Below are 22,000 nucleotides of genomic sequence, written 5' to 3' on the forward strand. Positions count from 1 at the left end.
GTAACATGCACACATGATAAGCTGATTCATTCTGCAAAAAAGGTGAGTTCATGAGCACGTTGGTGAGGACAGGGATTGTGGGGCTGGACGAGATCCTGCACGGCGGCATCCCACGCAATAACAACCTGCTCGTCGAAGGGCCGCCCGGCGCGGGCAAGACGACGCTGGGCCTGGGCTTCATCTACCGCGGCGCCGTCGACTTCGATGAGCCGGGGGCCATCGTCTCGTTCGAGCTCGACCCGGCCAAGCTGCTGCGCGACGCTGCTGGCTTCGACTGGGACCTGCAGGGCATGATCGACCAGGGCCGTGTCAAGATCATCCAGACCAGTCCCGCCGTGTTGATGAGCGAATTTCGCAGCAGTGACGGCGCATTCTCGGCCGCGCTGCTGGCGATGGGCGCCAAGCGCCTGCTGATCGACGGCCTGACGCCATTGCGCCTGTACGCCGAAGGCAACGACATCCCGTTCCGCGAAGACGTGCATCTGCTGATCGAGGGGCTCACGCGCCTGGGCGTGACGACGATGGTCACGGCCGAGAAGGACGCGTCGCTCGGCGGCGTGCTGGCGCACGAGCGCTTCGTGTTCGACACCATCATCTCGCTGACGTTCGAAGAATCGCGCCGCCGCGTGCATCGCCGCCTGACGGTGGCCAAGTCGCGCGGCCAGGATTTCATCGGCGGCAGCCACACCATGCGCATCGAAGCGCATCAGGGCGTGCACGTGTACCGCCGCGCCCAGTCGCGCCCGGTCATGTCGCCCGATCAGCCGACGTCGGAAGAACGCCTGTCGACCGGCTCGGCCGCGATCGACAAGATGATGGACGGTGGCATCTACAAGGGCTCGGTGACGCTGGTCAGCGGCATTTCCGGCACCGGCAAGACGGTGCTCAGCGTGCAGTTCCTGAGCGACGCGATCAAGAATGGCCACAAGGCGCTGCTGGTGAGCCTGGACGAACATGCTCGCCAGCTGATGCGCAACGCCAGGCCCCTCGGCTTCGATCTGCAGGCGCTGGTCGATGCGGGCGACCTGTTCATCCATTACGAGTCGCCGCTCGAACTCGAGCTGGACGTGCACTTCGACCGCATCATCAAGCTGGTGGAAAAGGAAGGCATCGACTGCGTGGTGTTCGATTCGATCGCCGTGTATGAGATGACCAGCCGCAGCGAAGTGGCCGATTACCTGTACGCGCTGGCGAGCTTCTTCAAGAACCGGCTGGCCACGACGCTGTTCAACTACGAAAGCCCGGAACTGCTGGGCGTATCGCAGATCAGCGAAGAGCTCAAGGGCTCGCACCTGGTCGACAACATCATCCTGCTCAATTACGTCGAAATTTCCACCGTGCTGCGCCGTGCGTTGGCCGTGCCGAAAGTGCGCGGCAGCCGCAACCTGCAAGTGACGCGCGAATACACGATCGGCGTGGGCGGTTTGAGTCTGTTGGACGAAAGCGACAACAATAACCAGGCCGTCCCGCAACTGCCGTTCTCGTCGTATTACGGCCTGCTGTCGCGGTCGCCATCGCGCCAGAGTCCGATGATCGAAGAAGCCGTCGCCAATGGCGAGCCCTTGCCTGAGTCGACACACCAGCCGGTCGAAACGAATCGGTGATCGCCGTCGACCTGCCTGACAAGCCGTCCATCGATTGGGACGACTGGCGCGCTCCGCTGCGCCAGTACACCGAGGCGACCGGGCTGGTGACGTCCGTCTACGACGCGACCGGCGTGCGCCGCATCGGGCCGCTGACCGGTTCGCGCATGTCGACCTTCCTCGCCGAGCAGTCGACGCTGTGGGCCGAGGACGGCCCCGGCACGGCGCTCGAGCGCAGCCTGGCGCGCGACGTTTGCCAGCAGGGTGCACCTAGAGCCAGCGACTTCAGCGAAGGCTTCTGCGTGCGCGCGTTGCCGCTGCTCTTGCACGGCAACGTGTATGGCGTGCTCGTGTTCGGCTGGCGCTTTGCCGATTTCAGCTCACCGCTGGCCTGCGAGCGTATCGGCCGGCAGATCGGCGTGTCGGGCCATCTGTTGTGGAGTGAAGTGCGGCTTGACGCGCCGGTCTCGGCGCAGCGCATGGCCACCTACGAAACCCTGCTGCTCACGCTCTCAAGCACGCTCGACCGGCAGCGCGAAACCATCGATGACCTGACGCGCGTGAACCGCACGCGCGAGCTGTTTTTGGCAACCGTCTCGCACGAGATGCGCACGCCACTGTCGGCGCTGTCGATGCGCATCGAACTGATGCTGCGCACGATTCCCGACCTGCCGGAGAAGGCCGTCAGCGGCCTGGAGTCGATGCGCGTGCACGTGCGCCAGGAGGCCGGCATGGTCGACGACCTGATCGACGCGGCGCGCACGCTGACCGGGCAGATGTCCATCGTGCGCAAGCCGATCGTGCTGGGGCAGGTGCTGCGCGAAGCCATCGCCACGGTGGAGCCGCACGCGCATGCCAAGCAGATCCTGATGCAGGTGACGCCTGCGGATTATGGCGCAGACATCCGCTTCGAGGCCGATGGGCAGCGGCTGCAGCAGGTGTGCTGGAATCTGCTGTTCAATGCGGTCAAGTTTACGCCGGTGGGTGGGGTGATTCGCATTGGTATCCGGCGCAGTGCCGGATGGGTAGAGATCGATATCGCCGATTCAGGGCAGGGGATCGAGGCGGACGATTTACCGCACGTGTTTGGCGCGTTCAAGCTGCAGCAGCATGACAATGCGACCGGACTGGGACTGGGGTTGTATATCGCGCGGCGGATTGTGGAGCTGCATGAGGGGACGCTCAATGTCAGCAGTGAAGGACGGGGAAGGGGGGCGACGTTTGCGATTCGGTTACCGGTGATAAGCACTGGGGTAGTGGCACTTGGCGATGCTGAGGTTAAATAGCAAACAAAACCGCGTTTCCTGGTAGGAGTGCGGGTTTTTAGCATCAGTCGAATGTGTGATGCGAGTAAGTGGTGCCCCGGGCTGGAATCAAAGCCTCTTGATAATCAATAATTTGCACATCGGACGCTTAATCATGCGTTGTCTCGAAACATAAAAGCGGTACAAATCTAGTACGTCATGCTAAATCTAGAACTGCGATCGGCTGCTTTCGAACCAGGATTGTGTAAAAACGCCCGATCGCCTTTTCAGCGGTCCTTTACCACTCTCGCCCTCAAGAAAACACCGTAGCGAGCGATCTAATAGGTCGAGTGTCGCTAAGCCGACAACAAAGTTGCGTCTTTAAACAGCCTTCACCCGAAGCAGAGCTTCGGCGGGACACGATCTGCCCTCGATCATACCTATTGGCGTGGAGGCTACCGCCATATCCCGGCATTGCTAGACTTCGTGCACCTAGTCCAGGTAACGCACGCTGGAGCCTCGCGCGCTCACGGGACGCGGCAGCGTGCTCGAGATTAAAAAGGTGATATTAAAAACTCCGCCAATATCCCGTGCGCGAGGCGCTACCGCTGAGGAGTGTGGGCAAATGTGGCATGGCGGTTCTATCGCGTTGTTGATCAAACGACAGAATTTTCTTAGAACGACACTGTACTGCTCAAACCCGACGAATCATGCCTACCAGCGCAAAATTGTTCAGCAAACGACGTTGCTCATCGCCGTCAACCGCGAACTGGCACTTGCGGATCATGTTCATCAGCTCGATGCCGGAAAATAAAGAGAGCACAGAGTGGAGCAGTTTGAAGTTGAGCATCGGCCTAGTCATCAGCTTGATGGCGCAATGGTCCTGCTCGACGGTATTGTTGAGGTACCTGACTGGCGCACATGGATCAGTTCATTACGACCGGCGTCAATCATACTGATCGCGGCCTCGTTAGCACCGCTCTTGCACAACTACAGACTAATTCATAGCCCTATTTACTAAAAAATAACATAGCGTAGGACTTTACCTACATGTTACTGACTGTTACTATTTGGGGATGAACCGTTCATTTTCCCTGTACCTAGACCTCCTGCGCTTTCTCGCGGCATTTGCCGTTTATATCTTCCATGCAAAACATTTTGCGAAGGTCAAAATTCCATTTGTAGGAAACTTGGGAAGCGAAGCTGTTATCGTCTTCTTCGTATTGTCAGGCTTATTAATTGCGACTGCAACCAGAAATCAACCAAAAGTAGGCGCCTTCGTCCGAGCTCGACTGTCTAGGCTATGGTCAGTTACCATTCCAGCGCTTATGCTGACGCTATTGGCTGACATAGCAGGCCAATATCTTTCCATTGTTTCATATGATCCAATGCAGCCTTATTCAATCGTCAAATGGATATCATCTATTGGCATTAATGCACTATTTTTAAATCAGGTCTGGTATCTTAGTGTTTGGCCTGGTACGAATGGCCCATTCTGGTCACTCTCATACGAGTTTTGGTACTACATGTTTTTCGCTGCGTTTGTGTATCTGAGAGGCAGTAGACGAATTGTGATATTGGCAATAACCATGCTAATCGCTGGACCGTTAATTCTCGGTGCATTTCCGGTTTGGCTTTTAGGGACTGCCGTATATTTAGCATTGGGCCGCAGCCCTGTTGCACAGTACCGAAAAGGCTGGGTGCTGTGGTTAGGTTCGTTTGCTGCAGCGTTTGCTTTCTCGTATTTCAACCTCCACAGCATACTTACAGGCGTGTTTCCGGGAGTGGCAGCAGAGACGCGTTGGGCAGTAAATTTCTGGCCCGCGAGTTATTTGATTGGCGCAATAATTGCAACTAACATTTACGGGTTTGCTTTAATGGGCAACAGCGTCAGTGAATCGTTAGAAAAAATTTCCACTTTCATACGTTTCGGTGCAAATATCAGCTTTGGTCTTTATTTATTTCACTACCCCTTAATGTATTTTACAAAAGCAGTCTTAATGGTACTTGGATTCGAGAGTGGGATAGTGTTCATCTCTTCAATCTTCATTGTGCCGTTTATGCTTTCGGCGCTTTTTGCAATCAAATGTGAGAAATATAAAGATTCCTTTTCCCACATAATCGATGTTGTAATTAGTTTTGTTTCTACACGACGTTCCAAATGGTCGCCAGAAAGAGCCGTTGGTGTTGAGGAATTGAGTAAAGATAATAAAATCATTGAAAAGGGAAACCTACTTCAACCGCACACTCCTTCCCAATGAAGGCGGAATAAAGATTGTGGCGTTGTTGATCAAAGGACAACGCTTATTTTTTGATTGGCGTGATATGGGGCCGTTGCGATAGCTATCGACGATGCTATGCCAGTTACTCAAGGTTCGATCATGCCTGTAGCTAGTGTCAGGTCTGACATTTGGACACAGCCTCAGCTGTGCACGAGTCAAATGCAGCGTACGGGTTTATTTTTTGCCCCGGCTCCAGTGCTAGGTCACGGCATTTTGAAAAGCTGAGATTTCCTCAGCTACACTCTTGAAAAGCAAGTGAGTTTGACTACATCAGATTGGTGTCCAGATGTCAGACCTGATCCGGAGTGGGTGCCCTAGAAGACCAGGTGCAGGCGGGGTCAGGTCTGACATTTGGGCGCAACTTAGATTCACCCTATTCAACTACAGGGATTCAGTGTTTTTTACCACCTTCAACGATAAGCAACTTCATTTCGAAAGCCAATGCTTCTGTAGCGATGAAGTTAATAGGCGAACGAGTTTGACTGAACCAGAGTTCGTGTCCAAGTATCAAACCTAACCGCAAGATCCGATTCGGCCCCAAGTCCGATTGCTGCTTGCGTCAGTCAAGCCGACGGATAGTGATCTGCGGATCAGTAGAATATTGAAAAGATCTGCTTCCTAGTTTCTTTTAGAAATTTCGGATTAGGTTTTGCTGTCTTCATAACACAGCCACATGAAAAACCTGAGAGAGAGAGGAGCCAGAGTTTGAGTGCAATTCCACCAAGCACTAGAACTAAAAGAGAAATTTTCCACAAAAAACCCTCTGGCATCTTGCTATATATATTAACGCTGAACAAAGCATAGTTTTCGAGGGAATAGGAAAAGACACGCCAAGTGTAATATCCGATCGGAACAAGCGACAGCATACCCAAAAAAATATACCCCACCGACCTTTTCGCTGGGTCCTTGAACGTGCAGGGCCAGAGCCATACTTCACCAAGTACTCAGCAAGATCCACGCTTTTCTTTTGCTCTATCTTCCAGTTGACCGTATTTTGATCATCTACGAGAAGAACGTTAGCCTGTTGCGTATCAGCGAGCGACTGCCCGTCTACGTAATGGCCGAACTGATTACGCGCGTCACTCATATTTTTCCATTTCAAGAAGCACGGAGTCAGTGTGGTAACGCCGAGAATTAGTTAAATTTTCGAACCCAAGTAGACATCAGCATGCCGGTGAAATTAGTTGATGTCAACGAACTGGGCAACGCAGGCGTTTGAGCTTGCTGAGCTGACTTCGACGAAGCGGAAACGATCTCGCTTTTCGGTGATGGATTCTTGTCGGTTACGAAATCTCTCCGATGCGCATTGTCTCCTATCTGTACGTCCATGAAACACGGACTACCTCCTCTTAAAAGAGAGTTTTTGACCTCAGAGTTTTAACTGGATCGCAAAGCGGTATAACGGCTTGCTCAGTGTTAGTAGTGCGGAGTGGGGCAGGTAGTGACGTTTGGAATTCGGTCAACCGTTGGAGAATAGCGCCATCCGTGCTTGATGATCCTGACGCCAGGTGGCAAAAAACCCGCACTTCCTGGGAAGATTGCGGGTTTTTAGCGTGATACGAATGCGTGATGCGAGTAGGTGGTGCCTCCGGCCGGAATCAGAAATCCATTAAAATCAAAGTGTTGCGAAGATTGTGCGTAAATTTTGAGTAATAAGATTATGCCAAGTAGTCTGACCCACTAAGCAGCGATTTAGCCAGAGACAACAATCCTAAGGATTCGGAGTAGGAGCAGACCAGACAATTTCTGGCGCCTTCCCGCTAACATGGTAGCGAATTTCTTTAACTTTTTCTTTTGGCAATGATAGTGCAGCCTGCATCATGTTCTCTCGGTAATTTGGTTTTTCAAGTAGGGCGCCTATCTCTCGGCCTATGCGAGTAAATGCGATGAAAGTCCAGTGGCCAGGGAATCCCTCATGGTGGAGAACGATGATAGATTGATTCTCGGCGTACATTGGTTGCCAAGCTGCAAGTTCTCCTACGACCGCTTCAAAGTCAGGAAGCATTCTGTCAGTCTCCGAGTCCGCAAGTAAGCCTGCCTCGATTAGTCGCCTCCATCGCATATATCCATCACCCCGTTTCCACTCGAGTGTGTAATCGACGCCACCACCAACGCTCTTTGACCAAGCCTGTACGAAATCACTTGCGATGCCTTGGTCTAGCTCACTAACGGCCCTCAATGTGGCGACTCCAAACGCGCCAGGGTGCAGTATCTGTCCAGCAAGAATTCTTCCAAAAAGATCTTGAAGACGCTGTGACGAGGCATCTTCAGCGCCCCGCATGAACTGGTTCATCCAGTCATCATCTGGTGGAGAAGCCCCGTCATCTGCGGTTCCAGCTGCTGCCTCATCAGCGACGTGCTCAGCAGCTTTTTGAGCAACTGCCAACTTGTTTGTTACCTTGCGAATCGAATCCGGTAGAAGAACTTGTGTTGCAGCTTGCATGACTAAAGGATCGTTACTACTTGTATTGGCCACCACCTTCGCCAGCGCGTTAGAGAGGTTCGATCTGGCTGTTGTCGTATCTTCGATTCCTTGAGCAATCTGCTTTAGTTTGGCAGCAGGGATGGACATTGCGCCACCAAGTAGTCGGCTTAGTGACTTAATAAAGGTGTTCTGTATCGGCTCTGGCACCATGCTCAGAGAGTCTTGAATCAGAGCTAACCCAGTCTGTTCCGAATCAGTCATAGCCACTCACCCTATTGAAAAAATCAGTGGCAAAGGCATGTGTTTGCCTCAGCCAAAATATTCCTATTGGAAATATTTGCAATTCACTAAATATATATGAAAATCTAATTCTTGTCTTGGTATCGCGCCACCCATTGGATGACTTCCTTAGCCTTATACAGTGCTTGGCCGCGTGCTGAACGAGTCGAGGGTAACCGGATCGCTTTCGGGAAGTCTGGTAGACAGGCCATGCGCTCGCGTACAACTGACTCGCTGCGCTTGAGGTACGTCGCGATGGTTGCGATATCCCACAAGTCGATTTCGATTGGCAGTGCCGGCCTGAGTTGCTTTGCCAGCTCGGCGGCAAGTCGGGCGATCAGGTCGCTGTCGTTGTACATAGGTGAGCCTGCTGCGTCGATAGCGGTATTCATGCATTCTCTCCCTAGCGGCCGTCGAGCTGGGTGGCGCGTTTGTTCACCGCCGCTACTGCTTTGTCCATGATCTTCAATTGACGCTGCTGCTCCTTGTGGCAAATTTCTATGATCTTTCTCTTCGCGGCATTGTCGCCGCCCGATACAGTCCCGCCTTCAAGGAGTGCGACGACTGCCCCAAAGATGTTCAGATTGGACTTTGCGGTCATTGCGGTGTCAACGTCCTTGGCTGGGATTGGGTATGTCATCACGCACCTACCTTCGGCGCTGCGGCTTGCTGGGGCGTGGCTACTGGCTCCTGCTGTGCGGTGACAGCATGTTTAGCAATAGCGGCGACGATCTGCGAGGATGCTGTCCCAGTCATGGAGAAACCAGCCGCACGCAGCAAACGCTCAGCCTGCAGGAGCGCATGCACCAGTTCGAGTGTCGTCGGCTCGGCCTGCTCCTGCGCTGATTGATGCGCGAGTGCTTTTGCAGCGGCGCGGATATGGCGAACGGTCAAGGTTCCCCGGTAATCCTGCATGATGTGGTCCGTGTCGAAGTTGCCTTCAAACGGCTTGGCCAGTTTGGCAAAGGGGCGCAGCGCTTTCTCAAGTTTTCGATTATAAGAATCCCCTGCTGGCACTGTCGACGCTGGCTGGTTGGCGAGGGCAGCGCGAGCTTGTTCCTGGCACTTGGCGCAAAATCCTTCAGCCGGATCACAGTGTGTTGGTGGGACGGGCGGTGCGCCTTGTTCGGCGGCGAATAGCGCGATGACCGGCACGATGGGTCGTCCGTATTCTTTCGAGGCCGATTCGACTTGAGCGCGATTCTTGGACCAGATGATGACGTTGTCATCTTTGGCAAAGACCGCCCACGCGAACGCCTCGGCATGATGGGTATGTTCCATCGGTTGATGCTTCAGCAGCGCGGCGCGGTACTGGCCTGATGTCTGAAACGTCAATGCGTGGGAGTCGTCTGCGATCACTTCGCGCAATGACCTCTGCGTAGCAGTTGTTGATGGTTTCGTCATACCGTTTTCCCTTCTTGGGCTGTGTGTTTAATTTGAATCTGGCTGCTGTCGATGGCCCCCGACTTGCCGGCCAAGTAGACGGACATCGAGATGCGCCCGCCGTCGCGGTTCGCTGTCAGGCAGGTGATGTATTGGTTCAAGCCCTGGTAGACCACTGGCCGGCAGCAGTGCATCGACTTGAGCAGCAGCAAGTGGTGCCTGTACGACTCGACATCGTTCGGCTCGTCCTGGTTGTTCGGTACGGGCCCTGTCACCGTGCTTCCTTCACCTGGTTTGGCGTGCATAGCACGCACGCGGCGCACGCGCCGTATTGCGTCAGCTGCTTGGCCGTGACGACCTTGCCACACGCGCACCGGCGACGACGCAGCGAGACAGGCGGTGTCGCTGCCGTGCGTTCGCGGTAAAGATCGGAGCTGATCCGGCTCGGGGTTCCCCAGCTGCTCACGTCGGGCTCGCCACGGGTGGCGTTGGCATCGGCATCCAGTGCGTCACACGTTCTTTTTCGATCGGGAATCCGTCCGAATATCGCCACGCGCCGTTGATGTGGTAACCGGTCCACGTATCGTCGTCGTTAACTGCAATAAGCACCAGGAGGTCGTTGTCGGGCAGTCGTTCGTTGATCGGCGTCCAGGCTTTCTCGCGCTCTTGCTCAAGAAGAGCCACTGCACTGGTGACCATGTCGATGTGCTTGCGGAACGATCGCTTAGCGTCGCGATGTGATTTGCTGGAAGGACGTTCTGCCGTCTCCACCGCGTCGAGGTGGGCATGTCCAAGGCGAGCCAGCGTTGCGGAAATGGCAGTCGTAATCATGGTTACGCGACCTCCTCGTGTTGCAGCTCGTTCACCGGGACTCGCCACGGTGCGCCGTCCAGAGTGCCATTGACGCGTACGAACGCGACGCGGGCGCCGTTACCGATGTCGGTGAGGATTTCGGCGACGGTGCCTTGCTGTGGGCCGGCTTCGCTGTCAAACTTGACGGTCGAGCCGGGGCCAATAGTCTTGAGATTCATGGTGCTCCTTCAGGTGGTAGTGCTGTGGGAAATTGCGTTGGCGATCAGGGTGCGGAGATCGTCACTGTCTGCTGCTCCGTGGGGCACGGACAGGTCGAGCTCGTAGTAGCGCGCCTTGTCGCTGATGTATGCCTGGCTAAACTTGATGTTCTCAACCATCCAGTCGACGATCTGCTTGTCTGTCACCTTGGGGCTGGAGCGGCGTGCCAGTGCGCGAGGAGTGACTTTCTCCTTGCCCTCGGCCTTGGCCTGCTCCAGGCCTTCCTGGATGACTGCGCCGGCCTTGCTGCCGTGCTGCTTAACCATCTTGAGTGCGGCGGTGCCGGAGATCAGGCCAGCGTTCACCGCCTGGTGCACGTCGCTGTTGGCCTCGGCCAGCTGGACCATGTCCTTGACGTGCTGGACCGACTTGCCGCGACGGTTCGCGATCTGCGGTTCGGTCCAGCCGAAGGCAAGCAGCTTGCGGTACTGGACGCCGAGCTGTAGCGGCGTGAGCGCGAGGCCGGATGCGCTGTTGAGCATGTGCGCGACGCGGTCTGCATCGTTGCCACGAAAGTGGCGACAGTCCAGTGCCTTGATCTCGAAGCCCTCGGCCATAGCTTTAAGCGCAGCGGCGTGGCGGTGGTGCCCGTCAACGATCAGGATATGACCGTCGTCAACGCGTACCTCAAGCGCGGGAAACGTAGCGCCATTGCGCATGGCCAGCGACATTTCGGCCACGTGGTCCGGGTTCAGCGGGCGGGCGTTGAAGCCTTCCTCGATCTGCAACAGGTGTGGGGCGACAGCAAACGAAGTCACCTTCGATACGTCGTCGCCGTGAATCTTCTTCTCGGCTGCGACCTTGAGGGAAACGAAATTATCGAGCTTGCTCATATGTTTAGATTGTTGACAATAAGTTGTGTGAGAATCGGTATTTGCCAAACTGTGAGAACCTATGAATCTGAGTGACGACAAGCGAACTGTGCATCTATCGATCGATGGCGATCTAACGGCCGATGCTCTGCAAGACCTGATCGCGGAACTCGCAAGAGTCCGAGCGCGCATGCTTCCAGCTGTACCAAATGCTCCGATTTCTGATGATCTCGACACTGCCGAGAGGGCAGAGGGCTTTGCCGTGCGCACGTTGTCAGACGAATACATTCAATTACTTATCCGTGATCTCGGGCTCGGCTGGCTGTCCATTGCCTTGGACATCGGCCAGGCCTGCACGCTCCGCGACTTCTTGGTTGCAAACACCCCCGCCGGCCATCCAAACCCACTCGCCGACTTGCAAATCGACAGCGGCGATCTCCCGCAATGACGCAGCCTCTGATTGGGCGCAGACGAACATTTCGCTGCTGGGCTTGATCATTTCGGCCAAGCCGTCCTTGGCAATTACACGCACTTGTTCGTTCATTTCTAGTTGTCTCTGTCGTTGGCCTGCAGCTTCTTCACATCGATCCGCGCGCGGCGCTGCATGTGCCGGCGGGCGATAGCCTCCAAGATGATCTTGAGGGCCGAGTGTTCGAGCATCTCGTCCAGCCGGGTGTCTGTGTGAAGCGCGCGGTGCGCAATTTCAAGAGACGCTCGGTCGGGCGAGATGCGTTGCATGGTCAGCTCACGTGCATCCGGTGATTGCGCGCCAAGCGGATCGACTGAACGAGCGGCATGCCTAGGAAGCGGTAATAGCGGTAGAGGCACAGGAAGCCCATGACTACCCCCAAAACCGCGCTGGAGCGGGCATCGGAATCGGATTGAGTAGCGGTGCGGCGCACAGCCGGGTAGGGGGAGGCATGTCGAACAGGCCCCAGATCATCGCGTCGAGCTCATGGTCGCCGAGCGATTCCATGCTGCCGGACAGGCGCGCGACGAATGCAGTGACGCGCAGCTCGGCGTCGGTTGGCGCATCTGCACTTGCCTGGGCGACGCAGTTAGCAATGGCCGTGCGGATGGCGGCGACGGTAATCATCAGCCTGCCTTGGTCATGACAGTGATGCCGCAAGGGACGTCCGCAAACTTAGTTGCAGCGTCGTCGAAGGCGTCAGCTGACGATGCAGCAATCGCACTGAACACGTGTGCGGTGCCGGCGGTACGGACGGTGACTTGGTAGGTGTTCATGTGGGCTCCATCGAAGTTGATAGAATAATTATGGGGATTCCGGTATTTTAAGTCAACCGGTTTTCCCATATTACTGGCGAAAAAAAACCCCGCGATAGCGGGGCCCGTGGTGGTACCGATGCCTAAGATTAGCTAGATCGTTTTAAGACATACTCAACTATTGGCTTTAAATCGTTTAGCTGCTTGCCTGCGCAGTAACGGTTCCATAGCTTGGCGGAAGTGCTGAACTTCCCCTTTGTATAAAGGGTCTGTTCGAAGTTGACGCCACCGAAGCCGTTTTTTGCCCTGTACTCGACACACACTAAGCTTGCGTCGTCACTCACGGAAACAGAACTCCATCTTACTGAGTCAGGATCGCGTAGGCCGTGCCTAAGTGCAGTTACCACAAAAATCGCCCGCTGAGCGCGTGACTTCTCCGCTTCTTCTGCCTCAATTTGCTCTGGTGTTTTGGCAATCGGAGCGGGCTTCTCGACAGGTTTGTCCTCACCTCTTGACGAGAACACTGAGATTCCGACGCTCAAGGCAATAACTCCCAGAACGACTCGCCCAATGGGCCCCATGGTCGCGCGTGGCTTGGCGCCGCAACGAGGGCAGGCTTCCGCTTCGGTGCTAATCCGCGCACCGCACTCTGCACATGGTCTCAACGCCATTGGTTCCTCCGGTTGCTCATGCTATAGCCTGCCTGTGACCATGCGTCCAGGTTGGTAGACAACCCGTCCAACGATATCGCACTGGCCGCTACGAACACTCAACGGACCGTAGTCTGGATTTAATGAGTGGAGGTACCACTGGCCAGCCTTGTGTATCAGTTGCTTAATGCATGCCTCGCCATTGAAGTTCACGGCATACAGCTCGCGGCTTCGTGGGTCCCTATCAGCAGTATTGATCACTACAAGGTCATCTTCAAATAGCATCGGCTCCATGCTACAGCCTTTAATGGGGATCGCTAGTAGCTGATGTGGCACCAAGTTAGCACTTTCGATGAGGTGGAGCGGCATATGGAGCACGCCACCATCGTCAGCGATTGGTTCAGTTTCATACCCTGCCACCCCAGCGTGCAGCTTAAGTTTCACTTTGCGTATAGGAACAGTCTCTGGCTCATCTCCAACACGGATAGGGACCTTGTTTTTTAGAAATGGGCTGCCCTCATTGAGCGCTGCTGGAGGATCAGGCAGGTCTACGTTCCTTGTACCTTTGCCGGCCTCGAGCCATAGGGGGCTCACACCCATAGCGAGTGCAAGAGACGCAACATAAGTTGTCCCCTGCGACTTGCCGGTCTCAAGGTCGGAAATCGTACTCTGCTTTAGCCCACTGCGTGCGGCCAACTCACCTTGAGTCATGCCGGCATCTTTCCGGGCTTGCTTTAAACGTGCGCTTATCGACATACCGGTATTATCGCGCAGCATTAAACCGGTTTTCCGGTTGACAGAAAATACCGGAGTTCCCATAATGGTGGTCATGGACATCCCTCATACAATTTCGAGCCTTCGGAAGGCTGGGCTTACCCAAACGCAGATCGGTTGTGCCGTTGGGCTTAAGCAAACGTCAATCAGCGATATGGAGGCTGGCAAGGCGGGCATTAAGCGACCGTCCTACGCTGTCGTAAGCGCGCTCCAGAAGCTGGCCGCAGATCATCAGGTTTCTACCGAACCTGTGGAGCCAGCAGCGAGCGCCCCAGGCCCGAGTTCATAGGACCATTTCAACTTTCCCCCGTCCCTGGTGGCCGATAGAGACACTAGGTCGCCAGATTGGACGCGAACCGTCAACCGAATAACCACATCGTTAGACCGTTGGCTCTTGGAGCAAGTGGATTTTACTGCGCTCTCTAAGTTGCACATAGGAAATAGTTTTTAGGAATGATTCTGAATACTAAGCGCCTTGCTCGAAAAGCAATACCCAAGAATCAGAGGGAAACACTATGGAACTTTTGTCGTCTTATCAAGAAATGATCAAGGTGCATGGCTGGAATGGCACGGCAGCGACACTCGGTATGACGCGGTCGCAGCTGGAAGCGCGCGTGTACGAGGTCAAAGGCTCCGGCATGCGTGTTGACACCGCGTTGCTGATCCAGGCGCATGCCGGCACTACACACTTCGCGCAGGCAATTGCGGTTGCGAGCGGTGGCGTCTTCGTCGAGCTGCCATCGGGTGAGGGCGTCAATGGCGAGTCCCTGCAAGGCAAGTTCCACGAGCTGTACACCGAGCTGGGTCTCTTGTCGGGCACCTATACCAAAGCAATCGAGGACAACGAGATCGACCCCCGTGAGCGTGTTGAACTCGACGACATCTCGCAGCAGATGCACAAGACCATGAAAGAGCTGATGGGCTTGATGTTCCAAGTTTATTGCCGCCCGACCGTGGCCGGCGCTCCACCGAATCAATCCAATGACAGCTGATAAGCACTTGCCTGGACCAATTGTCCCGGCTCAGTGGGGCCTGTGCGACGACCGTCCGGTCGAGCGCACCCAGGAAGAAAAGGCGCGCATCCTCGCGCACCTGCAATGCATGCTGGCCGAGGCCTGCGCGGCAAAGAAAGCAAAACATGCTGACGCGTGAGCAGATCATCGCGCAGATGGCGGAAGCCGGTCTCCCGGCGCTGCCGGATGGACACCCTGTTTATGACGGAAAAGCACATCGCTTTGGCCCGAAGAAAAAAGCGTGGTATCTCTTCCGCCAGGTAAAGCTCGATTCGGGACGCGAGGTGCGGAATGGTTCGTTCGGTGTCTGGCAAGGTCAAGACTCGAATTCGGTCAAGCTCAGGATGGACTGGTCAGGCGTATCGGACGAGGAGCGTGCTGAGGTCCAACGCAAGCAAGAAGCATATGAGAAGGCCGAAGCCGAGCGTAAGCAACGCAAGGCCGAGATGGCTGCCAACCGTGCGCGCCAAGCATGGACCGCCGCTGCCGACAGCGACCAGCCTTCACCGTACTTGGCGCGCAAGCGCGTCCAGAGCGAGAAGACCCGTGTCGATAGTGATGGCGTTCTACTGGTGCCGGTGATGAAGTACAGCGAAGTCGGCGCGACGCTGGCCGGCTTGCAGCGTATTCAGGCGGACGGCGAAAAGCGGTTCAGTAGCGGCATCGATATGGTTGGCGGCGCTTGCCTACTCGGCCGGCTTGCACCCGAAGCCAAGCTCATCGAGATCGGCGAAGGATATGCGACCTGTGAGACCGTGCGCATGGCGACGGATTTCGACACGCCGACCATGGTCGCATTTAATGCAGGTAATTTGCTGCCGGTTGCAAAGCAACTGCGTGCACTTTTCCCCGGTGCCCACTTATTGTTCCTGGCCGATGACGACATGCGCGTGATCGCTCGCCTTGCCGAGTGCCTGCGGGAAGACTTCGGCGTTGAATGGACGCCCGTCATCGACGGTGCTGACCACCAGCTCACGTCGGCCAAGGACGAAGCCGTCAGCGTGCGTGCAACTTGGCGCAATGATGCGGCAGGCACGCCATACATCGAAGCCGACGTTCGCGCAGGGCGCATGGTGCGCCTGCTCAAGTTCGAGAACGCTGGCGTGTCGCGATCGCGCGCTGCAGCCCGCGTCGTCGGCAATGCCTCGGTGGTCGTGCCAACGTTCGCGGCACGTGCGGTCGATAGCAAGGATTCGGACTTCAACGACCTGTACCTGGCCGAATCGCTCGACGTCGTGCGCGACCAAGTGCGGGCCGCGCGCTCCCTTGCCCTCACGATGGAGCAGGCACCGACGACGAGCCCCACGGACGATGAGCCGCCGGCGTACTTGGACGACGTGCCAATGCCCGACGCGCCCGCTGTCGAGACGCCCATTGACGTGGCCACCTCCATCCGTGTGCCAACGCTTGAAGTGCTGCTCGCGCACATGCAGCTGATCTACCCGACGACGGACATCTGGGATGGCCTGCGCAAGCAGCGTCTCAAAAAGTCAGCATTCGCCGCATGGGTCGGCAAGGACCTCGCCAGCGCGTGGGAGAAAGATGTAACGCGCCGCACCATCCTTCGCGAATCCCTCCCCACCCTCGTTGGTGGCAAGGCAGTCGAAGGCGCAGGCGCAGGCGGCGGCAAGCTTGGCGAGATGCTCGATAACCTCACGCTCCTGCGCGGCACCGAGACGGTGTGGGATGGCATCGGCCAACAGGTTATGTCGCTGGGCGCCGTGCGCGCCGACTATACCGCCGAGCTCACCGGCAAATGGCAGGAGCATGCCCTGCGCAAAACGATCGAGGCGCGCAACCTGGTGTTCGATCCGACGCAGCAGGCCGACCCGGTCAGCCACGTCAACATCTTCCTCGGCTGGCCGCTCACGCCCAAGCACGACGACACACTCGTCGGCCCGATCCTCGCGCTCCTGGCCTCGTTGTGCGATACAGAAGACAAGGCCGACGAAGCCATGGAGTGGATCCTGCGCTGGCTCGCGTACCCGCTGCAGCACCCGGGCGCCAAGATGCAGACCGCGCTGCTGATGTTCGGCGAGAAGCAAGGCACCGGCAAGTCGCTGTTCTTCCAAGACGTGATGCAGCCGATCTATGGCGACTACGGCACGGTGGCCAGTCAGCACCAGTTGGAGTCGAGCTTCACTGCTTGGCGCAGCCGCAAGTTGTTCGTGCTGTTCGAGGAGGTACTGTCGCGCGACGACAAGTACTCCCACAACGGCACGCTCAAGTACATGATCACCGGCAAGACCACGTCGATCAACGAGAAGAACCTGCCGCTGCGCGATGAGCGCAACCACATGAATGCGACGTTCCTCTCGAACGAGCCGCAGCCGATCCCGATCGAGCTGGAAGACCGGCGCTTCATGGTCATCGAGGCGCGGCGCAAGCAGGACCCAGCGTTCTATGCCGACGTGCAGCGTTCCATCGCGGCAGGTGGCATCCAGGCGTTCTATCACTTCCTGCTGAACCTGCCGCTCGACGGCTTCAACGAGCACACCAAGCCGCCGATGACGCTGGCCAAGGAGCGCGTGATCGAGTTCGGCTTGGCCGGATGGATGTCGTTCCACCGTGCCTGGAAGGACGGCTACCTGGACGCGCCGTACACGTCGTGTCTGTCTGAGGATCTGTACATCATTTACAAGCGGTGGTGCGACAAGAGCGGTGAGAAGCCCCTGACGCTGTGCAAGTTCGCCGGCCTGATCGGTAGTCGCGAGACGAAGTCGAAGAAGAGCGTCGCGGTCGACAGCAAGCACAAGAAAACCCGAATGGTGTTCGTAGTGGACAACCCCGATTTCCCGGACCCATTAGATGAGCAGATCGCCAAGTTTAGAAAGCTCGGCGACGTTCGTGCGGACCGGGCATTGCAGGGTTGAGCAGGGTAGGGAATGAACCCTGCAAGCCGGAGAGCCAGTCTCCATGCGGGTTTCAGCAGGGTATGCAGGGTTTGCGGGGTTTAGCGCACGTAGGCGCGAAACGTTTGTTGGTATTCCGATGTGTTTTTTTTGACACTCACATCTAAAACAGCCCTGCAACCCTACATACCCTGCCAAGAGTAAGTATCCATGCGGGTTCCAGACTTGCAGGGTTTGAATAACAGGCTGCAAAGCCGGAAAAAGGAGTGAAACGATGCGAATGAATCTGCGAACCGACTTCCCGGCTGTTGCCGCACGGATCGAGGGGCTGGGCCGACGCGGTCCGATCGTGGCTGCCATTGCGCTGACCCGCACGGCCAAGGACGTCCAGGCCGCGATCAAGGCCGAGATGCGCTCAGTGTTCGATCGTCCGACGCCATACGCGGTGAACGGCACGTTCCTCAAGCCTGCCACCAAGATCAGCCTCGAGGCGCGCGTCTGGGTCAAGGATGACCCATGGGGCAAGGGCACGCCGGCTGACCGCTTCCTCGGCCCACAAATCTTCGGCGGCAACCGTGGCCTCAAGGGCATGGAACGCCTGCTGCAGGCCAACGGCATGATGCCGCAGGGCTGGTTCGCCATGCCTGGCGACGGCGCCACGCTCGACGCGAACGGCAACGTGCGCCGCGCCCAGATCACCCAGATGCTGTCGCAGCTGAAGGTGCAGCGTGGAGCTGGCCACGAGTCGCGTGCATCAGGCAGCACACGGTCGAACCGCACCATCGCGCGTCAGGGCGTGACGTACTTCGTCCTGCCGAATGGTAACCGCGGCCTGCCACCAGGCGTGTACATCAAGCGCCGCTTTGCGCACGGCACGGCCATCAAGCCGATGTTCGTGTTCGTGCAGCAGGCGCAATACAAGACGCGCCTGCGCTTCCACGAGATCGGCCAGACCACCATCGATGCCAAGTTCGTCGGGCACTTTGATGCTGAATTTAATCGCCCGCGGCCGGACTCAACCTGACACCCCCCCGGGGGTTAGGTTCTTCCTGGAGCAGGGCTAGCAAGGGTAATTCAGGCCACGTCATCGCACTAGCAGAACCCAAAAACATTTCCTGACAACTGACCTGACAACGAAGAAATATGACGCAAAACCTGACAACCGTCGCCGAGTGGGCAAAGACCGTGGGCATCGCGCGCCAGTCCGCATACGACGCGGTGACCAGGTGCGGCATCCCGGTCACCGATGGTAAGGTCGACCCGGAGTACGCGACGCACCTCTACAAAAAACATACCCGCCCGCGCGCGAACGGCCAACGCCCTGACCCCCTGGCAAGTGGGGCGCAGCCCAGCACTCCGGCGGGTACGGGAGGCCCGGAGTCTGTAGCCAAGGTGCCGGGCTACGACACGAGCCGCGCACGCCGGGAGGCAGCGGAGGCAGCAGCCGCCGAGATCAAGCTGGCCGAGATGTCGGGCCAATTCCTGCTCAAGGACGATGTCGACTCGGCCGTGTTCGACGCGGCGCGCTCGCTGCGCGACGGGCTGCTGAACTGCGCCCGCCGCATCGCTGCCGACGTGGCGCCGTTGCGTACCGCCGAGGAGTGCGAGGAAGTGATCGAGCGCGAGCACCGGATCCTGCTCGAGAGCATGGCGCACACGTTCAACGAGCGCCTGGACGTGCAGCTCGAGGAGCACGCGGGATGATCGGGCTGACCGCAGCTGCGACCATCCTGCGCCCGGCAATCGCGCGCGGGCTGCAGCCCGATCCGAACATGACGGTCGACGAATGGTCGGACCTGCACATGGTGATCCCGAAAGAGTCGGGCGCCAACGAGGCTGGCAAGTACCGGACCGACCGCACGCCGCACGCGCGCGAGGTGATGCGCGCGCTGTCCGACAAACACTGGTGCAAGACCGTCGCCCTAATGGGTGCATCGCAGATGCTTAAGACGCAGGTGGGCCTGAACTGGTTCTGCTCGACGGTGCACCAGTCTCCGGCCAACTTCCTGTGGATCCTGCCAACCGGCAAGCTGGCCAAGCGTACCAGCGCGCGCGTGAGCAAGACCATCGCCGCGGTGCCCGAGGTGCGCGATCGCGTCGCTGCGCCGCGTTCGCGCGATTCGGTCAACACGCTCGACACCAAGGAATATATTGGCGGTTCGCTGCACATCGTCACCGCCGGCGCGGCCGCCAACCTGTCCGAGATCCCGGCGCGCCGCGTGCTGTTCGATGAGGTCGACCGCGCCAACACCAACGTGAACGGCGAGGGTGACCCGGTGCAGTTGGCGAAGGCGCGCCAGACGTCGTTCGAGCGCAATCGCAAAAGCTACTTCCCCAGCTCGCCGACCATCACCGGCCAGTCGATCATCGAGAACCTTTACCTGCAGGGTACGCGCCAAGAAGCGCTGGCCGACTGCGTGCACTGCGGCCATGAGCAGCCGCTGGTGTTCGAGCGTCTGGATGAGGACGACGCCGGCCAGGCGATCTACCCATGCAGCGCGTGTGGCGCCGTCATGTATGAGACTGACAAGAACCGCATGTTCGCGCGCGGCGCGTGGTCGGCTGGCGTGCCTGGTGATGGCGAGACGGTCAGCTTTACGATCAGCGCGATGTTCGCACCGTACGGGTGGCTCACCTGGATTGCCCTACTGCGCGAGTACCGTGCAGCCCGGGCCAAGCTGGACGAGGGCAGCGAAGAGCTGATGATCGTGTTCTACAACACGCGCCTGGCGCGGTGCTGGGAGCGCAAAAAGGAACAGACCAAGGCCACAGAACTCAAGGCCCGGGCCGGCGGCTATAAGCTGGGCACGGTGCCGATGAAGGGCCTGATCCTGACCGCCGCTGTCGACACGCAGCCTGACCGCCTCGAGCTCAAGGTCGTGGCCTGGGGCGAGGGCATGGAAGATTGGATCGTCGACTACCAGGTGGTGTCGGGATCGCCAACAGAGCAGGCGACGTGGGACGCGCTCGATACGTTGTTGCTGGGCCGGTACCAGCACGCCGGTGGACGCATGCTCGGCATCGCCGCCACGTTCGTTGACTCAGGCGGTGCCAATACGCATGACGTCTACAACTTCACACGTACGCGCCAGCACCGCCATATCTACGCGATCAAGGGGCATTCGACCTACAACAAGCCGATCCTCTCTGCCAAGCCAACGCTGGTAGACGTGAACTGGATGGGCAAGGTCATGCCGCACGGCGCAAAGCTGTGGCTTATCGGTACCGACACGGCCAAGGATTATCTCGCCGGCCGCTACAAGGTGGTCGAAGGCCCGGGCGCCACCCACTTCCCGGAGGGCCTGCCGGACGACTACTACGACCAGCTCACTGCCGAGTACAGCATCACTGTCTACAAGCGCGGCCGCAAAGTCACCGTGTGGGAAAAGAAGAAGAGCGCCCGCAACGAGGCTGGCGACTTGATGGTCTACAACTTGGCCGCGGCGCAGTACCTCGGCCTGCACAAGAAGACTCCCCACCAGTGGCAGCTGGTGCGCGAGAAGGTCAACCCTGCCACGTCCGACCTGTTCCACGATGCCGACCCGGTCGACCAGCCAGTCCCGGATGGGGATCAGCCCGCTACTGCAATCACGCCACTACCAACTACAACAGCGCAACCAGCACACGAACCATGGAAACCGAAACCGCCATCGACCCCATCATCCCACCTGCGCCGGCCAGTCGGGAGGCAGTGGTGACCGCCGCACTACTCGACAACGTTGACCTGATCGACAAGATCTTCGAGTTCATTCAAATCGAGTTTCCCGAAATGCGTGACAAAGCCTTCGCGCTCAAGGAGCTGGCGCGCCGCGAGTTCGCCGGTATCGAGACGTACATCCCACGGCGATCCCAGGCCGAGCGCGATCGAATCGTGGCTGAAGTCATGGTGTTGTTCAATGGACGCAATGCCACAGAGGTTGGCCGTCGGCTCAACATCAGTAGGGCATCGGTCTACCGCATCATCAAGACGCCCGGCTCGAGAAAGTAACGTGGCTTTGCTGCTACGTTTAAATATACCCTCGGCACATTGGCAATATTGTTGTCAACGAGTTACTATAATTCGACAACGTGGAGCATATCGTTGAAGGCCAAAAAGCAAAGTTGAAATCCAAATCGAATCGAGAGACCATGAATTTATTGAAAGCGACAGACGCAGCCGCACTGGCCGCATTTGCTAATGCATATAACTATCCCCACATTGCGCAATGCCTAGAGAAGGTCCAAGAAGCTGCGTCGAAGGGGAAGAGCGAGTATATCCAGGATGCACCAGGAGCACTTGTTAATATTCCACTTCTTACCGCAGGCTTAACATCGCTCGGCTATACCGTAACCAACCTCAATGGAACGGCAACGCCGGACGGAGGAGACTACGTCGGCGACGCCTACAAAGTAAGCTGGTAAGCGGAGG

General features: G+C 57.4%; 25 protein-coding genes. 12 read left to right on the forward strand and 13 right to left on the reverse strand.

The window, feature by feature from the left end; all coding sequences use genetic code 11:
* The first annotated feature begins 50 nt into the window (after positions 1-50).
* Both IFU00_01235 and IFU00_01240 read left to right on the forward strand, forming a co-directional pair.
* Positions 51-1,604: an AAA family ATPase gene (locus IFU00_01235; GenBank protein MBD8540900.1), complete on the forward strand. Its 1,554-nt coding sequence runs from the start codon at positions 51-53 to the stop codon at positions 1,602-1,604.
* Positions 1,601-2,869, forward strand: a complete 1,269-nt coding sequence (locus IFU00_01240; protein MBD8540901.1) for a HAMP domain-containing histidine kinase — start codon at positions 1,601-1,603, stop codon at positions 2,867-2,869. Before IFU00_01235 ends, IFU00_01240 begins: the two co-directional genes overlap by 4 nt.
* A 652-nt stretch (positions 2,870-3,521) precedes the next feature.
* On the opposite strand, the gene IFU00_01245 is transcribed toward IFU00_01240, so the two are convergent.
* Positions 3,522-3,698, reverse strand: coding sequence for a hypothetical protein (locus IFU00_01245; protein MBD8540902.1), 177 nt, complete (start codon positions 3,696-3,698; stop codon positions 3,522-3,524).
* Between the two features lie 205 nt (positions 3,699-3,903).
* Here IFU00_01245 and IFU00_01250 point away from each other — a divergent pair, with 205 nt between their 5' ends.
* Positions 3,904-5,088, forward strand: a complete 1,185-nt coding sequence (locus IFU00_01250; protein ID MBD8540903.1) for an acyltransferase — start codon at positions 3,904-3,906, stop codon at positions 5,086-5,088.
* A 1,732-nt stretch (positions 5,089-6,820) separates the two neighbouring features.
* Here IFU00_01250 and IFU00_01255 read toward each other — a convergent pair.
* From IFU00_01255 to IFU00_01290, 8 genes are all read right to left on the reverse strand, one after another.
* The gene (locus IFU00_01255) at positions 6,821-7,681 is read right to left on the reverse strand and encodes a DUF2806 domain-containing protein (protein MBD8540904.1); all 861 of its coding nucleotides are present in this window, start codon (positions 7,679-7,681) and stop codon (positions 6,821-6,823) included.
* Between the two features lie 218 nt (positions 7,682-7,899).
* Positions 7,900-8,172, reverse strand: a complete 273-nt coding sequence (locus IFU00_01260) for a hypothetical protein (GenBank protein MBD8540905.1) — start codon at positions 8,170-8,172, stop codon at positions 7,900-7,902.
* Positions 8,173-8,216: 44 nt separating this feature from the next.
* The gene (locus tag IFU00_01265) at positions 8,217-8,414 is read right to left on the reverse strand and encodes a hypothetical protein (protein ID MBD8540906.1); all 198 of its coding nucleotides are present in this window, start codon (positions 8,412-8,414) and stop codon (positions 8,217-8,219) included.
* 38 nt (positions 8,415-8,452) lie between these two features.
* Entirely contained in the window at positions 8,453-9,217 is a 765-nt protein-coding gene (locus IFU00_01270; GenBank protein ID MBD8540907.1) for a hypothetical protein, read from the reverse strand.
* A complete protein-coding gene (locus IFU00_01275) occupies positions 9,214-9,501 on the reverse strand; it encodes a hypothetical protein (GenBank protein MBD8540908.1) in 288 nt (95 codons plus the stop codon). The genes IFU00_01270 and IFU00_01275 overlap by 4 nt, the downstream gene beginning before the upstream one ends.
* Before the next feature lie 157 nt (positions 9,502-9,658).
* A complete protein-coding gene (locus IFU00_01280) occupies positions 9,659-10,027 on the reverse strand; it encodes a DUF551 domain-containing protein (protein ID MBD8540909.1) in 369 nt (122 codons plus the stop codon).
* A 2-nt stretch (positions 10,028-10,029) separates the two neighbouring features.
* The gene (locus IFU00_01285; protein MBD8540910.1) at positions 10,030-10,227 is read right to left on the reverse strand and encodes a hypothetical protein; all 198 of its coding nucleotides are present in this window, start codon (positions 10,225-10,227) and stop codon (positions 10,030-10,032) included.
* A gap of 9 nt (positions 10,228-10,236) precedes the next feature.
* Positions 10,237-11,100, reverse strand: coding sequence for a ParB N-terminal domain-containing protein (locus IFU00_01290; protein ID MBD8540911.1), 864 nt, complete (start codon positions 11,098-11,100; stop codon positions 10,237-10,239).
* Positions 11,101-11,161: 61 nt separating this feature from the next.
* Here IFU00_01290 and IFU00_01295 point away from each other — a divergent pair, with 61 nt between their 5' ends.
* The gene (locus IFU00_01295) at positions 11,162-11,527 is read left to right on the forward strand and encodes a hypothetical protein (GenBank protein MBD8540912.1); all 366 of its coding nucleotides are present in this window, start codon (positions 11,162-11,164) and stop codon (positions 11,525-11,527) included.
* A gap of 98 nt (positions 11,528-11,625) precedes the next feature.
* Here the strand turns inward: IFU00_01295 and IFU00_01300 are convergent, their stop codons facing one another.
* The 4 genes from IFU00_01300 to IFU00_01315 all read right to left on the reverse strand — a co-directional run bounded on the left by IFU00_01300 (position 11,626) and on the right by IFU00_01315 (position 13,784).
* Positions 11,626-11,817, reverse strand: a complete 192-nt coding sequence (locus IFU00_01300) for a hypothetical protein (GenBank protein MBD8540913.1) — start codon at positions 11,815-11,817, stop codon at positions 11,626-11,628.
* Positions 11,818-11,920: 103 nt separating this feature from the next.
* Positions 11,921-12,175, reverse strand: coding sequence for a hypothetical protein (locus IFU00_01305; protein ID MBD8540914.1), 255 nt, complete (start codon positions 12,173-12,175; stop codon positions 11,921-11,923).
* A complete protein-coding gene (locus tag IFU00_01310) occupies positions 12,175-12,324 on the reverse strand; it encodes a hypothetical protein (protein ID MBD8540915.1) in 150 nt (49 codons plus the stop codon). Before IFU00_01310 ends, IFU00_01305 begins: the two co-directional genes overlap by 1 nt.
* Positions 12,325-12,995: 671 nt before the next feature.
* Complete coding sequence (locus IFU00_01315) at positions 12,996-13,784, reverse strand: LexA family transcriptional regulator (protein ID MBD8540916.1); 789 nt, start codon at positions 13,782-13,784, stop codon at positions 12,996-12,998.
* A gap of 458 nt (positions 13,785-14,242) precedes the next feature.
* Here IFU00_01315 and IFU00_01320 point away from each other — a divergent pair, with 458 nt between their 5' ends.
* The 8 genes from IFU00_01320 (at position 14,243) to IFU00_01355 (ending at position 21,993) form a co-directional block, all read left to right on the forward strand.
* A complete protein-coding gene (locus IFU00_01320; GenBank protein ID MBD8540917.1) occupies positions 14,243-14,719 on the forward strand; it encodes a hypothetical protein in 477 nt (158 codons plus the stop codon).
* Positions 14,720-14,726: 7 nt separating this feature from the next.
* On the forward strand, positions 14,727-14,879 hold the full coding sequence (locus tag IFU00_01325; GenBank protein MBD8540918.1) for a hypothetical protein: 153 nt from the start codon (positions 14,727-14,729) through the stop codon (positions 14,877-14,879).
* Positions 14,866-17,613 (forward strand): hypothetical protein, encoded by a 2,748-nt coding sequence (locus tag IFU00_01330; protein MBD8540919.1) that lies wholly within the window; start codon positions 14,866-14,868, stop codon positions 17,611-17,613. Before IFU00_01325 ends, IFU00_01330 begins: the two co-directional genes overlap by 14 nt.
* Positions 17,614-17,872: 259 nt before the next feature.
* The gene (locus IFU00_01335; GenBank protein MBD8540920.1) at positions 17,873-18,616 is read left to right on the forward strand and encodes a hypothetical protein; all 744 of its coding nucleotides are present in this window, start codon (positions 17,873-17,875) and stop codon (positions 18,614-18,616) included.
* A 368-nt stretch (positions 18,617-18,984) separates the two neighbouring features.
* On the forward strand, positions 18,985-19,296 hold the full coding sequence (locus tag IFU00_01340; protein ID MBD8540921.1) for a hypothetical protein: 312 nt from the start codon (positions 18,985-18,987) through the stop codon (positions 19,294-19,296).
* The gene (locus IFU00_01345; protein ID MBD8540922.1) at positions 19,293-21,290 is read left to right on the forward strand and encodes a phage terminase large subunit family protein; all 1,998 of its coding nucleotides are present in this window, start codon (positions 19,293-19,295) and stop codon (positions 21,288-21,290) included. The genes IFU00_01340 and IFU00_01345 overlap by 4 nt, the downstream gene beginning before the upstream one ends.
* A complete protein-coding gene (locus tag IFU00_01350; GenBank protein ID MBD8540923.1) occupies positions 21,224-21,580 on the forward strand; it encodes a hypothetical protein in 357 nt (118 codons plus the stop codon). The genes IFU00_01345 and IFU00_01350 overlap by 67 nt, the downstream gene beginning before the upstream one ends.
* A 140-nt stretch (positions 21,581-21,720) precedes the next feature.
* Complete coding sequence (locus tag IFU00_01355; GenBank protein MBD8540924.1) at positions 21,721-21,993, forward strand: hypothetical protein; 273 nt, start codon at positions 21,721-21,723, stop codon at positions 21,991-21,993.
* The last annotated feature ends 7 nt before the right edge of the window (positions 21,994-22,000 follow it).

This window comes from Oxalobacteraceae sp. CFBP 8761 (assembly GCA_014841595.1).
In the GTDB taxonomy this organism is placed as follows: domain Bacteria; phylum Pseudomonadota; class Gammaproteobacteria; order Burkholderiales; family Burkholderiaceae_D; genus Telluria.

What these genes read in the sequence shown, in the direction of transcription:
- IFU00_01275 (MBD8540908.1), bottom strand. Translation starts at nt 9,501, where the DNA reads ATGCACGCCAAACCAGGTGAAGGAAGCACGGTGACAGGGCCCGTACCG.
- IFU00_01280 (MBD8540909.1), bottom strand. Translation starts at nt 10,027, where the DNA reads ATGATTACGACTGCCATTTCCGCAACGCTGGCTCGCCTTGGACATGCC.
- IFU00_01250 (MBD8540903.1), top strand. Translation starts at nt 3,904, where the DNA reads ATGAACCGTTCATTTTCCCTGTACCTAGACCTCCTGCGCTTTCTCGCG.
- IFU00_01285 (MBD8540910.1), bottom strand. Translation starts at nt 10,227, where the DNA reads ATGAATCTCAAGACTATTGGCCCCGGCTCGACCGTCAAGTTTGACAGC.
- IFU00_01270 (MBD8540907.1), bottom strand. Translation starts at nt 9,217, where the DNA reads ATGACGAAACCATCAACAACTGCTACGCAGAGGTCATTGCGCGAAGTG.
- IFU00_01350 (MBD8540923.1), top strand. Translation starts at nt 21,224, where the DNA reads ATGGAAACCGAAACCGCCATCGACCCCATCATCCCACCTGCGCCGGCC.
- IFU00_01335 (MBD8540920.1), top strand. Translation starts at nt 17,873, where the DNA reads ATGAATCTGCGAACCGACTTCCCGGCTGTTGCCGCACGGATCGAGGGG.
- IFU00_01330 (MBD8540919.1), top strand. Translation starts at nt 14,866, where the DNA reads ATGCTGACGCGTGAGCAGATCATCGCGCAGATGGCGGAAGCCGGTCTC.
- IFU00_01260 (MBD8540905.1), bottom strand. Translation starts at nt 8,172, where the DNA reads ATGTACAACGACAGCGACCTGATCGCCCGACTTGCCGCCGAGCTGGCA.
- IFU00_01310 (MBD8540915.1), bottom strand. Translation starts at nt 12,324, where the DNA reads ATGAACACCTACCAAGTCACCGTCCGTACCGCCGGCACCGCACACGTG.
- IFU00_01315 (MBD8540916.1), bottom strand. Translation starts at nt 13,784, where the DNA reads ATGACCACCATTATGGGAACTCCGGTATTTTCTGTCAACCGGAAAACC.
- IFU00_01295 (MBD8540912.1), top strand. Translation starts at nt 11,162, where the DNA reads ATGAATCTGAGTGACGACAAGCGAACTGTGCATCTATCGATCGATGGC.
- IFU00_01255 (MBD8540904.1), bottom strand. Translation starts at nt 7,681, where the DNA reads ATGTCCATCCCTGCTGCCAAACTAAAGCAGATTGCTCAAGGAATCGAA.
- IFU00_01320 (MBD8540917.1), top strand. Translation starts at nt 14,243, where the DNA reads ATGGAACTTTTGTCGTCTTATCAAGAAATGATCAAGGTGCATGGCTGG.
- IFU00_01300 (MBD8540913.1), bottom strand. Translation starts at nt 11,817, where the DNA reads ATGCAACGCATCTCGCCCGACCGAGCGTCTCTTGAAATTGCGCACCGC.
- IFU00_01305 (MBD8540914.1), bottom strand. Translation starts at nt 12,175, where the DNA reads ATGATTACCGTCGCCGCCATCCGCACGGCCATTGCTAACTGCGTCGCC.
- IFU00_01345 (MBD8540922.1), top strand. Translation starts at nt 19,293, where the DNA reads ATGATCGGGCTGACCGCAGCTGCGACCATCCTGCGCCCGGCAATCGCG.
- IFU00_01235 (MBD8540900.1), top strand. Translation starts at nt 51, where the DNA reads ATGAGCACGTTGGTGAGGACAGGGATTGTGGGGCTGGACGAGATCCTG.
- IFU00_01290 (MBD8540911.1), bottom strand. Translation starts at nt 11,100, where the DNA reads ATGAGCAAGCTCGATAATTTCGTTTCCCTCAAGGTCGCAGCCGAGAAG.
- IFU00_01355 (MBD8540924.1), top strand. Translation starts at nt 21,721, where the DNA reads ATGAATTTATTGAAAGCGACAGACGCAGCCGCACTGGCCGCATTTGCT.
- IFU00_01265 (MBD8540906.1), bottom strand. Translation starts at nt 8,414, where the DNA reads ATGACCGCAAAGTCCAATCTGAACATCTTTGGGGCAGTCGTCGCACTC.